Source organism: Pantoea sp. sgz302252 (assembly GCF_047713085.1).
Lineage (GTDB): Bacteria > Pseudomonadota > Gammaproteobacteria > Enterobacterales > Enterobacteriaceae > Scandinavium.
The window spans coordinates 17822-31565 of the sequence record NZ_JBLFJW010000001.1; the positions used below are offsets into that span (position 1 = coordinate 17822).

At 55.8% G+C, this 13744-nt stretch carries 14 protein-coding genes; 4 read left to right on the forward strand and 10 right to left on the reverse strand.

Annotation, left to right across the window (positions count from 1 at the left end; translation table 11 throughout):
• Genes paaG through paaA form a run of 7 tightly spaced genes read right to left on the reverse strand, consistent with a single transcriptional unit; the run spans position 1 to position 5132 of the window.
• On the reverse strand, positions 1-789 hold the full coding sequence (paaG, locus tag ACLW56_RS00085; RefSeq protein WP_330981786.1) for a 2-(1,2-epoxy-1,2-dihydrophenyl)acetyl-CoA isomerase PaaG: 789 nt from the start codon (positions 787-789) through the stop codon (positions 1-3).
• Positions 790-791: 2 nt separating this feature from the next.
• Entirely contained in the window at positions 792-1559 is a 768-nt protein-coding gene (gene paaF / locus ACLW56_RS00090; RefSeq protein WP_330981787.1) for a 2,3-dehydroadipyl-CoA hydratase PaaF, read from the reverse strand.
• Positions 1556-2626: a 1,2-phenylacetyl-CoA epoxidase subunit PaaE gene (paaE, locus tag ACLW56_RS00095; protein ID WP_330981788.1), complete on the reverse strand. Its 1071-nt coding sequence runs from the start codon at positions 2624-2626 to the stop codon at positions 1556-1558. Before paaE ends, paaF begins: the two co-directional genes overlap by 4 nt.
• A gap of 7 nt (positions 2627-2633) precedes the next feature.
• Positions 2634-3131, reverse strand: coding sequence for a 1,2-phenylacetyl-CoA epoxidase subunit PaaD (paaD, locus tag ACLW56_RS00100; protein WP_330981789.1), 498 nt, complete (start codon positions 3129-3131; stop codon positions 2634-2636).
• Positions 3132-3142: 11 nt separating this feature from the next.
• On the reverse strand, positions 3143-3898 hold the full coding sequence (paaC, locus tag ACLW56_RS00105; RefSeq protein ID WP_330981790.1) for a 1,2-phenylacetyl-CoA epoxidase subunit PaaC: 756 nt from the start codon (positions 3896-3898) through the stop codon (positions 3143-3145).
• A gap of 5 nt (positions 3899-3903) precedes the next feature.
• A complete protein-coding gene (gene paaB / locus ACLW56_RS00110; RefSeq protein WP_100780238.1) occupies positions 3904-4191 on the reverse strand; it encodes a 1,2-phenylacetyl-CoA epoxidase subunit PaaB in 288 nt (95 codons plus the stop codon).
• Positions 4192-4202: 11 nt separating this feature from the next.
• On the reverse strand, positions 4203-5132 hold the full coding sequence (paaA, locus tag ACLW56_RS00115; RefSeq protein ID WP_330981791.1) for a 1,2-phenylacetyl-CoA epoxidase subunit PaaA: 930 nt from the start codon (positions 5130-5132) through the stop codon (positions 4203-4205).
• 287 nt (positions 5133-5419) lie between these two features.
• Here paaA and paaZ point away from each other — a divergent pair, with 287 nt between their 5' ends.
• The 4 genes from paaZ to ACLW56_RS00135 all read left to right on the forward strand — a co-directional run bounded on the left by paaZ (position 5420) and on the right by ACLW56_RS00135 (position 11448).
• Positions 5420-7459 carry a phenylacetic acid degradation bifunctional protein PaaZ gene (gene paaZ / locus ACLW56_RS00120; protein WP_330981792.1) on the forward strand — a complete coding sequence of 680 codons (2040 nt, stop codon included), beginning with the start codon at positions 5420-5422 and terminating at the stop codon, positions 7457-7459.
• A 239-nt stretch (positions 7460-7698) separates the two neighbouring features.
• Positions 7699-9963, forward strand: coding sequence for a primary-amine oxidase (tynA, locus tag ACLW56_RS00125; protein WP_330981793.1), 2265 nt, complete (start codon positions 7699-7701; stop codon positions 9961-9963).
• 240 nt (positions 9964-10203) lie between these two features.
• Positions 10204-10689 carry a cold shock domain-containing protein gene (locus ACLW56_RS00130; RefSeq protein WP_330982093.1) on the forward strand — a complete coding sequence of 162 codons (486 nt, stop codon included), beginning with the start codon at positions 10204-10206 and terminating at the stop codon, positions 10687-10689.
• A gap of 324 nt (positions 10690-11013) precedes the next feature.
• Positions 11014-11448 carry a hypothetical protein gene (locus ACLW56_RS00135; RefSeq protein ID WP_330981794.1) on the forward strand — a complete coding sequence of 145 codons (435 nt, stop codon included), beginning with the start codon at positions 11014-11016 and terminating at the stop codon, positions 11446-11448.
• 45 nt (positions 11449-11493) lie between these two features.
• On the opposite strand, the gene arsC is transcribed toward ACLW56_RS00135, so the two are convergent.
• From arsC to ACLW56_RS00150, 3 genes are read right to left on the reverse strand one after another with little or no spacing between them, the layout of a single operon-like run.
• On the reverse strand, positions 11494-11922 hold the full coding sequence (gene arsC, locus ACLW56_RS00140; protein WP_330981795.1) for a glutaredoxin-dependent arsenate reductase: 429 nt from the start codon (positions 11920-11922) through the stop codon (positions 11494-11496).
• A gap of 11 nt (positions 11923-11933) precedes the next feature.
• Complete coding sequence (locus tag ACLW56_RS00145) at positions 11934-13223, reverse strand: arsenic transporter (protein ID WP_330981796.1); 1290 nt, start codon at positions 13221-13223, stop codon at positions 11934-11936.
• A gap of 43 nt (positions 13224-13266) precedes the next feature.
• On the reverse strand, positions 13267-13587 hold the full coding sequence (locus ACLW56_RS00150; RefSeq protein ID WP_330981797.1) for a metalloregulator ArsR/SmtB family transcription factor: 321 nt from the start codon (positions 13585-13587) through the stop codon (positions 13267-13269).
• Between the last annotated feature and the right edge of the window lie 157 nt (positions 13588-13744).

Genomic DNA, 13744 nt, shown 5'->3' on the forward strand with positions numbered 1-13744 from the left:
TCATTTCCCGCTGAACTGTGGTTGGCGTTTGTTCATGAAGGCGCTGACGCCTTCGCGATAATCGGCGCTGCGTCCTGCCATACGCTGGTAATCGCGCTCCAGATCCAACTGCGCATCCAGAGTGTTGGTTTCCGCTGCGTTGATAGCCTGCTTAATCAGCCCCAATCCGTAAGTGGGTTGTGTCGCCAGATGGCGCGCCAGCTGCCCGGCGGTATCACTGAGCTGCGCGTCGTCCACGACTTGCCAGATCATGCCCCACTGCTGCGCCTGTTCCGCGCTGAGCTTATCGCCCAGCAGCGCCAGCGCCATTCCACGGGCTTTCCCGGCGACACGCGGCAGCAACCAGGTGCCGCCACAATCAGGGATCAGGCCGAGCTTGCTGAAGGCCATCACGAAATTGGCTGATCGGGCAGCAATAACAATGTCGCACCCGAGTGCCAGCGTGGCTCCCGCTCCCGCCGCCACGCCGTTCACCGCACAGATTACCGGTTTTGGCAGTTTCGCCAGGCGGCGCACCAGCGGGTTGTAGAACGTTTCAACCGAATAGCCGAGATCAGGCGCTGGCCCGTTCGGGTCAACGTTGCGGTCATTCAGATCTTGTCCGGCGCAAAAACCACGCCCTGCACCGGTTAGCAGCAGGCAACGAATAGTTTCGTCACGTTCAGCCTGTTTCAGGCATTCCGAAAGCTGTTGATGCATCACGTCGTTAAAGCTGTTCAGACGCTCCGGGCGATTCAGCGTCAGCGTCATCACCCCGTGTTCAACGTGACTGAGAATGAAGGCTTCCATGATTAGCGTCCTTTGAAGTCGGGTTGACGTTTCGCCAGAAATGCGGCGATGCCTTCACGGCGATCGTCGGTGGCGCTGAGCAGGCTAAAGAGCTGACGTTCCTGAGCTAATCCGGCAGAAAGCGTCACTTCTTGCGACTGACGCAGCGCCTGTTTAGCTGCCTGTAAAGCCAATGGGGAATGCTTCGCCATCGTCGCAGCAAGTTTCAGGCTGTATTCAACAGTCAGACCAACCGGATGAATATCGCTCACCAGTCCGGCCTGCTGAGCGCGTGGCGCATCAATGGCTTTGCCTGTCAGGATCATTTGCGTGGCGAGAGACTTGCCGACACAGCGAATCAAACGCTGGGTACCGCCCGCGCCGGGCATAATGCCGAGTGTGATTTCAGGTAAACCGAAGGACGCGTTATCCCCCGCAACCACCACGTCACAGAGCAAGGCCAGTTCGCAGCCAGCGCCCAGCGCGTAGCCATTCACGGCTGCAATAAGCGGTTTAGTGAACGCGTCAATGCGCGCCCATAAACGCGGGCGAATGTCGTTGAGCGTGGCGGGCAAATCTTTCTCTGCCATCTCCTGCAAATCTGCGCCTGCGGCGAAGAAACGGTCGTTGCCGGTGATCACTACTGCGCCCACGTCGCTGTCCTGCTGGGCATTTTCAAGCGCTTCGGCAATCTGTGTGAGCAAAGCGTTATTCAGCGCATTTCGCACCTGTGGGCGGTTCAGTGTCAGCAGCAGCACGCGGTCGTGCTGGCTCGAAGTCAAGTCGCTCATGCCATCCCCTTCGCGTCAAAATCGACGACCACGTCTGGCGTGGTTGGCAGCGCCTGACAGCTCAACACGTAGCCCGCGGCCAGTTCATCTGGTTCCAGGCTGTAGTTAGTCGCCATCGACACTTCCCCGCGCAGCACTTTGCATTTACAGGTGGCGCACACGCCGCCTTTGCAGGCATACGGCAGATCCGCGCCCTGACGCAGCGCCGCGTCGAGAATGCTTTCATCTTCGCCAGAGAGCGTGATCGCACGGTCACGTCCGTCCTGACGGATGGTGACGGTTTGCCCTTCAGCCTGAACGCTTGAAGCGTGGCGAACGGTACTGCCCGGCGTGTTAAAGCGCTCCAGATGAATTGATTTCGCAGGCATGCCCAGTTCAACCAGCGCGGTTTCCGCTTCATCCATCATCGCCGCCGGGCCACAGATAAAGGCTTCGTCAAACTGGCTGAAGTTGAGCAGCGTCTTACCAAGCGCTTTCAGTTTTTCGCCGCCAATACGCCCGTGCAGCAGCGCACTGTCCAGCGTTTCCTGGCTGAAGATGCTCAGCAGCTGCAGGCGTGTCGGGTACTTGTCTTTCAGGTCAGCCAACAGCTGGCGGAACATCATGCTCTGGCTGCTGCGGTTGCCGTAAATCACGGTGAACTCGCTGGTCGGCTCTGCTTCAAGCGTGGTTTCGACAATTGCCAGCATCGGTGTAATGCCCGAACCGGCGGCAATGGCCAGGTAGTGACCGTTGCGCTCCGGCTGTGCCTGATAGCCAAAATTCCCCTGCGGGATCATCACTTCCAGGTTCATTCCGGCTTTGATTTCGTCGCGGGCATAGCGGGAAAAACGTCCGCCTTCGATGGCTTTCACCGCCACGCTGATTTCGCCGGGGACGGCACGGCGGCAAATCGAGTAACAGCGACGCAGCTCAACACCCGCCAGTCGTGCTTTCAGCGTCAAATGCTGGCCAGGACGGAAGGCGTAAGCCGTTTGTAATTCTGCAGGCACCGCGAAGGTAATGGTCACGGCATCCCGGGTTTCCGGTTCTACTTTTGCCACCGTTAGCGAATGAAACGTCGTCATGGCAACCTCAAATACATTTAAAGTAATCAAAGGGTTCCCGGCAACTGTCGCAGCGATAAAGCGCTTTGCAGGCCGTGGAGCCGAATTCACTGATCATTGTGGTGTGCGTGCTTCCACAACGCGGGCAGGCAACGTCTGTCGGCAATCCTGCGTGGCAGGCGTGTGCCTGTGGCGGGCTGATGCCGTACTGACGCAGGCGCTCACGGGCATCTGGCGTCATCCAGTCCGTCGTCCAGGCCGGATCGAGTTGCAGCACGATATGCACCGGGCTGAAGTCGTGCTCTGTCATCACTTTGCGGATTTCGCCGATCAGGTGTTCTGTCGCCGGGCAGCCTGAGTAAGTTGGCGTAAAGCCCACCACCCAGCCTTCGCCCTGTGGCGTAACACTGCGGACCATGCCGAGATCGGTAATCGTCAGCACCGGCACTTCCGGGTCTGGGATCTGACTTAACAGCGCCCAAATCTGGTGAACTTCTGCCGGAGCGATTTCAGCTAGACGTTGCATAGCGACCTCCGTTACCACTGCTGACCGGGGTAGGCACGTTGCAGATACTGCATTTCTGCCAGCATCGGCCCCAGATGTTCGGTATGCAGGCCGTCTTTCCCGCCAATGCGGTACGGCTGTTCCTGCGGCACGCTGAGTTCTGCGGCTGTCAGTGCGCTGGTAATTTCCGCCAGCCACGCTTCTTGCAGTTCACGCGGATCGACAGCAATGCCCTGCTCGCTGAGCTGAATGTCCAGCTCATCGGCATGGAACAGCTCTGCGGTAAAGCGCCACAGATTATTAATGGCGGATTGCATGCGTTCGGCAGAAAGCTCGGTGCCGCCACCCAGACGCTCAGTCCAGCCGCGGCTGAAACGCAGGTGATAGCGCGCTTCTTTGATGGATTTCGCGGCGATAGCAGCCAGCTGTGCGTCCTTGCTGTTTACCAGACGGCTGAACAATGCGACATGCCACGCGTCCATCAGTAACTGACGGGCGATCGTGTCGGCAAAGTTGCCGTTCGGCTGTTCGACTAAAAGCACGTTGCGGAATTCGCGCTCATCGCGATGAAACGCCAGCGTGTCTTCGTCGCCTTTGCCCTGACGCTCTGCGGCATAGCTAAGGAAATTGCGTGCCTGCCCGAGTAAATCGAGGCCGATATTGGCGAGCGCCAGGTCGATTTCCAGCTCCGGCGCGTGACCGCACCAGGCAGACAAGCGCTGTGCCAGCACCAGGCAGTTGTCGCCCAGACGCAGGGCATAAGTGGCGATTGGGTCCTGATTCATCATCTGCCTCACATGTGCTCGATGCCGTCAGGCAAGGTGTAGAACGTCGGATGGCGATAGACTTTGCTTTCTGCCGGGTCGAAAAACTCACCGCGCTCTTCCGGTTGCGAAGCCACGATTTCGCTCGCCTTCACCACCCAGATTGAGCAGCCTTCGCTGCGACGGGTGTAGGCATCACGGGCATTTTCCAGTGCCATGCGATCGTCCGCGGCATGCAGGCTGCCCACATGACGGTGGGATAACCCCTGTTTGCTGCGAACAAAAACTTCGTATAAAGGCCAGTAGACATTGCTCATCGTTATTCTCCTTACGCCACTTTGCGGGCCTGTTGTTTCTCAGCGTGCGCCAGTGCAGCTTCCCGCACCCAGGCGCCCTCTTCCCAGGCCTTGCGCTTAGCGGCCAGACGTTCGTGGTTACAGATGCCACGCCCGTTAATCACTTCATTGAATTCATGCCAGTCGATTTCACCGAAACGGTACTGCCCGGTGGTTTCGTCCAGATGCAGATCTTTATCCGGCACCGTCATGCCGAGCATTTCCACCTGCGGGACGGTGTTGTCGACAAAACGCTGACGCAGTTCGTCGTTGCCAAAACGTTTGATTTTCCACGCCAGGCTCTGGGCGCTGTTCGGCGAGCTGTCGTCGTTCGGGCCAAACATCATCAGCGCAGGCCACCAGAAGCGGTTGATCGCGTCCTGCAACATCGCGCGCTGCTCTTCGCTGCCTTGCGATAGCGCCATACAAGCTTCGAATCCCTGGCGCTGATGGAAGCTCTCTTCTTTACAGATTTTCACCATTGCGCGGGCATACGGGCCGTAGGAAGTGCGGCACAGCGCCACCTGGTTAACGATGGCGGCACCGTCGACCAGCCAGCCAATCACACCGATGTCGGCCCAGTTCAGGGTTGGGTAGTTGAAGATGGAGGAATACTTCATGCGGCCATCAAGCATCTTCTGGTAGATGTCTTCGCGAGCGCAGCCGAGGGTTTCCGCCGCGCTGTAAAGATAGAGGCCATGACCTGCTTCATCCTGCACTTTCGCCAGCAGAATCGCCTTGCGGCGCAGCGTTGGTGCTCGGGTGATCCAGTTACCTTCCGGCAGCATGCCGACAATCTCGGAATGGGCGTGTTGACCAATCTGGCGGATCAGGGTTTTGCGATACGCCTCGGGCATCCAGTCTTGCGGCTCGATGGCCGTCTCTTCGGCGATGCGCGCTTCAAAGCGTTGTTCTTCAGTCACATTGTCACCTTTATGATTCCCATTTGATTCACTTTTTACTTTATTGTGAATCATATTGTTTATGAGAAGTTACATAATGGTTAACTAAAACCCCAAGAACGGTTTGTGTATTCTGTGAGCGTCGTCGCAGAGTAAATCAACAAAACCTTATTTAACAACGTAATAACCCTTTCAACGAAGAAGACCACGATCGCATTGTTAACAAATTATTAAATTGAGGATTGCTTTTTATGATTCACAATCAAACTATATAGAACGAAAAGACGTAACATTTACGGAGAGACACGATGCAGCAGTTAACCAGTTTCTTATCCGGCAGCTGGCAGTCAGGCCGGGGCCGTGTACGCACCATCCAGCATGCCATTACCGGTGAAACCCTGTTTGAAGTGACCAGCGAAGGGCTAGATATGGCCGATGCTCGCCGTTATGCCATTGAGCACGGCGGTGCCGCACTCGGCAAAATGACCTTTGTCGAACGTGCCGCCATGCTGAAAGCTGTCGCCAGACATTTGCTGGAACAGAAAGAACACTTCTATGCCTTGTCCGCGCAGACGGGTGCGACCCGCGCCGACAGTTGGGTCGATATCGAAGGCGGGATCGGCACCCTCTTCACTTATGCGGGACTGGGTGCGCGTGAGCTTCCTGACGATGTGCTGTGGCCGGAAGATGAGCTGATCCCACTGTCTAAAAATGGCGGTTTTGCGGCACGCCACGTACTGACCGCCAAATCAGGCGTTGCTGTTCATATCAACGCATTTAACTTCCCTTGCTGGGGGATGCTGGAAAAACTGGCTCCAACCTGGCTCGCCGGCATGCCTGCCATTATCAAGCCCGCTACGGCCAGTGCGCAGGTGACGCAGGCCATGGTGAAAGCGATTGTCGACAGCGGCCTGGTGCCAGACGGTGCTATCAGCCTGATTTGCGGCGGTGCGGGCGACCTTCTGGATCAACTCGATTTCCAGGACGTGGTGACGTTTACCGGTTCCGCGCAGACCGGCCAGATGCTGCGCATTCACCCGAACATCGTTAAAAATTCCATTCCGTTCACCATGGAAGCGGACTCCCTTAACTGCTGCGTGCTGGGCGAAGACGTGACGCCTGAGCAGCCGGAGTTCGCGCTGTTTATCCGTGAAGTGGTGCGTGAGATGACCACCAAAGCGGGGCAAAAATGTACCGCGATCCGTCGCATTATCGTGCCACAGGCACAAATCGAAGCGGTGAGTGACGCGCTGATTGCACGTTTGCAAGGCGTTAAAGTGGGCGACCCGGCAGTTGAAGGCGTCAAGATGGGCGCGCTGGTCAACGCCGAACAGCGTGCCGACGTGCAGGAAAAAGTGGATTCGCTGGTTGCTGCTGGCTGTGAAGTGCGTCTGGGTGGCAAAGCAGACTTGCAAGCCGCTGGCGCGTTCTTCCCTCCTACTCTGCTGTTCTGCCCACAACCTGATGAAACGCCCGCTGTTCACGCAACGGAAGCCTTCGGCCCGGTTGCCACGCTAATGCCGTATCAGAACCGTGATCATGCGCTGACGCTGGCACGTGCCGGACAAGGCAGCCTCGCGGGGACGCTTGTCACCGCTGACGGCGACATCGCTCGCGAGTTTATTCTGGGTGCCGCACGCGCGCACGGACGCATTCAAATCCTTAACGAAGAGTCGTCAAAAGAGTCCACCGGGCACGGCTCTCCACTCCCGCAACTGCTACACGGCGGCCCGGGTCGTGCGGGCGGCGGTGAAGAATTGGGTGGCCTGCGTGCGGTAAAACACTACCTGCAACGCACCGCCGTTCAGGGCAGCCCGACGATGCTCGCCAGCATCAGCAAGCAATGGGTTCGCGGCGCGAAAGTGCAGGAAGACCGGGTTCATCCGTTCCGCAAATACTTCGAAGAACTGCAACCTGGCGACAGCCTGCTGACCGCTCGCCGCACCATGACCGAAGCCGATATCGTCAACTTCGCCTGTCTGAGTGGCGATCACTTCTACGCGCATATGGACAAAATCGGTGCAGCCGAATCGATGTTCGGCGAGCGTGTGGTTCACGGTTACTTTGTGATTTCTGCCGCTGCGGGTCTGTTTGTGGATGCAGGCGTTGGCCCGGTGATTGCCAACTACGGCATGGAAAACCTGCGCTTTATCGAGCCAGTGAAACCGGGCGATACGCTTCAGGTGCGTCTGACTGTGAAACGCAAAACCGTCAAACGCCAGAAGACCGCTGAAGACAAAGCTACCGGCGTGGTCGAATGGGCGGTGGAAGTGTTTAACCAACACCAGCAGGCCGTGGCGCTGTATTCCATTCTGACGCTGGTCGCGCGTCAGCACGGGGATTTTTAAGTCCGCATTGCCGGGCGGCGGTTCCACCTTGCCCGGCCTACAGGACGGATTTGTAGGCCGGGTAAGCATCAGCGCCACCCGGCATTCAAAGCGCACCCGACAATAAACCTCACATACATTCTGGCAAATCTGACAAAACACCTGGCAGGTGCAGACAAACACCGTGAGCCTGCACGCTGTTAGGGTGAGCATGACGCAACTCAACACAACACCAAAAAACACAATAAGACGAGGTTAAGATGAGCCTTACTTCTTTCTCCGCCCGTAAGACGGCGTTGGCTGTGGCAGTGGCCCTGATGTGTAGCTGGCAAGCACCCGTATTCGCCCACGGCGGCGAAGCCCACATGGTGCCGATGGACAAAACGTTGCAGGATTTTGGCGCTGACGTGCAATGGGATGATTATGCCCAGATGTTCACCATCGCCAAAGATGGCGCTTACGTGAAGGTCAAACCGGGCGCAAAAACCGCCGTGGTGAACGGCAAAACCCTGGCGCTTCAGGTACCGGTGGTGATGAAGCACAACAAAGCGTATATCTCCGATACCTTTATCAACGACGTTTTCCAGTCCGGGCTGGATCAGACTTTCCAGGTCGAGAAAAAACCGCATCCTCTTAATGCGCTGACAGCGGCTGAAATCAAAGAAGCCGTTGAGATAGTCAAAACCTCCCCGGATTTCAAACCGAATACCCGCTTCACCCAGATTGCGCTCGCCGAGCCTGAAAAAGCCAAAGTGTGGGATTTCGTCCTGAGCGGTAAAGCCGTGGACGAACCGCGTCTGGCGAACGTCACCATGCTCGACGGCAAACACGTCATCGAAAGTCAGGTCGATTTGCAGAGCAAGAAAGTGCTGCACTGGGAGCCGATTAAAGACGCGCACGGCATGGTGCTGCTGGACGATTTCTCCACCGTGCAGAACGTGATTAACGCAAGTTCTGAGTATGCCGACGCGCTGAAAAAGCACGGCATTACCGACCCGACGAAAGTGATCACCACCCCGCTGACCGTCGGCTATTTTGACGGCAAAGATGGCCTGAAACAGGAAGACCGCCTGCTGAAAGTGGTCAGCTATCTCGATACCGGCGACGGCAACTACTGGGCGCACCCGATTGAGAACCTGGTGGCCGTCGTCGATTTAGAGCAGAAGAAAATCATCAAGATTGAAGAAGGCCCGGTTATTCCTGTACCGCTGACACCGCGCCCGTATGACGGCCGTGACCGCGTCGCACCGAAAATCAAACCGCTGGATATCATCGAGCCGGAAGGCAAAAACTACACCATCACCGGTGACATGATCCACTGGCAGAACTGGGATTTCCACCTGCGCCTGGATTCACGCGTCGGGCCGATCCTGTCGACCGTGACCTGGAACGACAACGGCACCAAACGCAAAGTCATGTATGAAGGCTCGCTCGGCGGAATGATTGTGCCTTACGGCGATCCGGATGTGGGCTGGTACTTCAAAGCCTATCTGGATTCCGGCGATTACGGCATGGGCACCCTGACCTCCTCGATTGCCCGTGGCAAAGATGCGCCGTCTAACGCCGTGCTGCTGGATGAAACCATCGCTGACTACACCGGTGCGCCGATGAACATTCCACACGCCGTCGCCATTTTTGAGCGTTACGCGGGGCCGGAATACAAGCATCAGGAAATGGGCCAGCCAAACGTCAGCACCGAACGCCGTGAGCTGGTCGTGCGCTGGATCAGTACTGTGGGTAACTACGACTACATCTTTGACTGGATTTTCCACGATAACGGGGTGATCGGCATCGATGCAGGCGCAACGGGCATTGAAGCGGTGAAAGGCGTGCAGGCGAAAACCATGCATGACCCAAGCGCGAAAGACGACACCAAATACGGCACGCTTATCGACCACAACATTGTGGGCACCACCCACCAGCACATCTACAACTTCCGTCTCGATATGGATGTGGATGGCGAAAACAACCGCCTGGTGGCAATGGACCCTGATGTGAAACCGAACACCGCAGGCGGCCCACGCACCAGTACCATGCAGATTGATCAGCACACGATTGAAACTGAGCAGGAAGCCGCACAGAAATTCGACCCAGGCACCATCCGCTTGCTGAGCAATACCAGCAAAGAGAACCGCATGGGCAACCCGGTTTCGTACCAGATTATCCCGTACGCAGGCGGCACGCACCCGGTGGCGACCGGTGCGAAATTTGCACCAGACGAGTGGATTTACCACCGTCTGAACTTTATGGATAAGCAGTTGTGGGTGACGCGTTATAAGGCCGATGAACGCTATCCGGAAGGCAAATACCCGAACCGTTCAACGCACGACACCGGTTTAGGGCAATACTCCAAAGACAACGAATCCATCGATAATCAGGATGATGTGGTCTGGATCACCACCGGCACCACGCACGTCGCCCGCGCCGAAGAGTGGCCAATCATGCCAACCGAATGGGTTCACGCGCTGCTCAAGCCGTGGAACTTCTTCGATGAAACGCCGACGTTGGGCGAGAAAAAACAGTAATCGTTAAGGGGCTTCGGCCCCTTTTTCTTTTAGCAATTATTACCGGGTGGCGGATTGCCGGGTGGCGCTGCGCTTACCCGGCCTACAAGCCCCTTACTTGTAGGCCCATGCAAGCGCAGCGCCGCTGGGCAATTCCATCATTCCCCATTAAGCTAAACTCAAAGGATGGCCTGAGCGGGCATTGTGCATTACACTGCGCGCTGCAAAATTTGATGCTGTTTAAAGATGACTCAGAAGGTACTGGCGATGAACGGAACGATCACAACCTGGTTTGAAGATAAAGGTTTTGGCTTTATCAAAGATGAAAACGGTGAAAACCGCTATTTCCACGTGATTAAGGTCGCCAATCCTGAGCTTATCAAGAAAGACGCGGCGGTCACTTTCGAGGCGGGCACCAACAACAAAGGCCTGTCAGCCTTTGCGGTGAAAGTGCTGCCGGAAAGCAAATACATCTACATCGCTGGCGAAAAGATGAAGCTCACAGCCATCAAATCGTATGTCGTATTCAGCGAAGATGTGCCCGTCGACAGCAAAATCGACAAAGAAAACGCGGTGTTATCCGTTGGCCTGCTGATGAACAGCATTCGCCCGAAAGACAGCGTTAAACCGGGCGAAACACGCTCCGTGAAAAAACTGGCAATCACCACTTTCCAGGGCACTACATCAATATTCTCTGAAGATGAGATTGATATTGAAGCCACGATTAAGATGCTGAAGGTGAAATGAACGGCAGCACCCTTCCATCGTATTACCCTCCTTCCGGAAACAGACCTTCTTTAGTCAGTCCAATCGCAGTATTCTCTTCCGGCACCTGCAAAATCAGGTGCCGGGTTTAGCATCCTGGGATATCTTAGTGGCGACATTCCGGCGCGCCTTGCGCCTTTTTTTATGTCGTACGCACGGTCACACCTCAATGGCGGACCGGGCGGTGGCGTCGCAAGACGCGCCGGTGTCCACTAAGGCCGGTAATGCTAACGCCGTTCGGTTCCGCCACCCGTGAAATTAGCATTTCCGCTGGCGGTAAATTTACCTCTTAGTGGAGTCTGTCTTATGACAACCCTTCCCCATCCCGAGTACGAATCACTGGCCCTTTCCTTCAGCGCCGCCACCGATTTCAACATTCTGGCCGACTACTGTGACCTTTTTGCCCAGGACCTGATCGACTGTCACGAACCTGTGGCAAAACTGGCGCTGCTGGGCCGCCTGAACGCCGGACTCGCTCTTCTTCGCCCGGTCATCGGCCAGCCGATCCCTGCCCATCTTATCGCCCGCTTCACCGCCGAAAAGCTGCCCGATCCGCAGATGAATTTCGAACCCGAATCAGAAACACTGTGTGAATACTGCCAGTCCCTGACCCAGGTGCTGAGCCAGCAGTCGCTGCTGCCGGAAACAGAGACCACGCTGAAAGGTTTGCTGTGTGAACTGGTGTGGATGTTTGCCGCCAATATGCAGGCCCCGCAGTGGGTGACGACAAAACTGGTGTGATGGCACAATCTCCCCCTTCATGACTGAAGGGGGCCATTGCTTTCGCTACTTAGTCATTCTTTTCCCGCTTTCATCCACGACCCGCTCGCCATCTTCTTTCGTAAACGCCCCTTTCTGCGCTTCAGGCAAAATCTCAAGCAGCACTTCGGAAGGACGACACAAACGAGTGCCCATTGGCGTTACAACCACCGGACGATTGATCAAAATCGGGTGCTGAAGCATCAAGCCAATCAACTGCTCATCGGTAAATTTGTCTTCCGCAAGGCCGAGCTGTTCGTAAGGTTCTGTGTTCTTGCGCAGCAATTCGCGCGCGGTTATTCCCATATCGGCAATCAGTTTCACCAGTTCATCGTGTGACGGTGGCGTGTCGAGATAATAGATAATCGTCGGTTCGTTGCCGCTGTTGCGGATCATCTCCAGCGTGTTGCGTGATGTGCCACAGGCCGGGTTGTGATAAATCGTGATGTTGCTCATAGCGGTTCTCGTTAGAGGGTGAAAGAGAGTCGTAGCGCCAGCGCAGCCAGCGTAACAAACAGCACTGGCAGCGTCATGATGATGCCCGTGCGGAAATAATAACCCCAGGTCACAGTCATGTTTTTCTGTGCCAGGACATGCAGCCATAGCAGTGTGGCCAGACTGCCAATCGGCGTGATTTTAGGGCCCAGATCGCAACCAATCACGTTGGCATACACCATCGCTTCTTTGATAACACCCGATGCGGTACTGCCGTCTATCGACAGCGCCCCCACCAGTACGGTGGGCATGTTGTTCATGATTGACGACAGAAACGCCGTCAGGAAACCGGTGCCAAAGGTGGCTGTCCATAACCCCTTCTCTGCCAAAATGTTCAGCAGCCCGGAAAGGTATTCTGTGAGTCCGGCATTTTTCAGACCATAAACCACCAGATACATGCCAAGCGAGAAAATCACTATCTGCCACGGTGCGCCACGCAAGACTTTCCCTGTGTTGATGGCATGGCCTTTTTTGGCAACCGCAAACAGCACTATCGCCCCGACTGCCGCAATCGCGCTGACAGGAATGCCCAACGGCTCCAGCACAAAGAAGCCTGCCAGCAGTAACACCAGCACAACCCAACCTGCTTTAAACGTTGCCCGATCCTTAATCACGCTGGCGGGTTCTGGCAGCAGTGAAACGTCATATACCCTGGGAATGTCACGGCGGAAAAAGAGGTGCAACATGCCCAGAGTAGCCGCAATCGCGGCAATATCGACAGGCACCATCACCGAGGCATATTCCGTAAAACCAAGCTGGAAATAATCAGCTGAGACGATATTCACCAGATTAGAAACAATCAGCGGCAAGCTGGCGGTATCCGCAATAAACCCGGCGGCCATGACAAACGCCAGCGTCGTGCCCGGGCTGAAACCAAGAGCAAGCAGCATGGCGATGACGATGGGCGTGAGGATCAGCGCGGCACCGTCGTTGGCGAATAAGGCCGAAACCGCCGCCCCCAAAAGCACTATCCAGGTAAACAGCAAACGCCCTCTCCCTTTTCCCCAACGGGAAACATGCAACGCTGCCCATTCGAAAAAGCCGGACTCATCGAGTAACAGGCTGATGATAATCACGGCAATAAACGTCGCCGTCGCGTTCCAGACGATATTCCAGACCACCGGAATGTCATCCAGATGAATGACACCGAACAACAGCGCTAGCGCGGCACCTATACTGGCACTCCAGCCTATGCTCAGGCCTTTTGGCTGCCAGATGACCAGAACCAGTGTCAGTAAAAACAGACTTCCTGCCAGTAACATTTCAGTCTCCATACATATGATTATAAGAATATGTTGGCATCAATCAGCAGGATGTAGAGGTGGACTGAGCCGACCAGCCACGCACCTCTTCCCGCAGACAATGCCAGCTTGTGGTAATGGTCTCGGCAGCCCAGGCGGGCATATGCGGAGACAAACGGTAGTGAACCCATTTCCCTTCCCGGCGATCGAGCACTAACCCTGACTCGCGTAATATCGCCATATGTCGGGATATTTTGGGCTGTGACTCTGACGTTGCACCGCAAAGATCACAGACGCATAACTCGCCAGCCTCTTTAAGAAGCAGGATGATCGCCAGGCGGGTTTCATCCGACAGGATTTTAAAAAGCTGAACAGGCTGAAGCATGATGTTGTCCTGATGACACAGAATACACATATGATAAAACAGATATGTAAATCTGGATACCGCCAATGCATGTTCAGAGAATCGGGCGAACCATGGCATTTGCGGCCTTCTCTGTTAAACATTCACCCATGCTATAATTCGCTGCATTAGGGTAGTG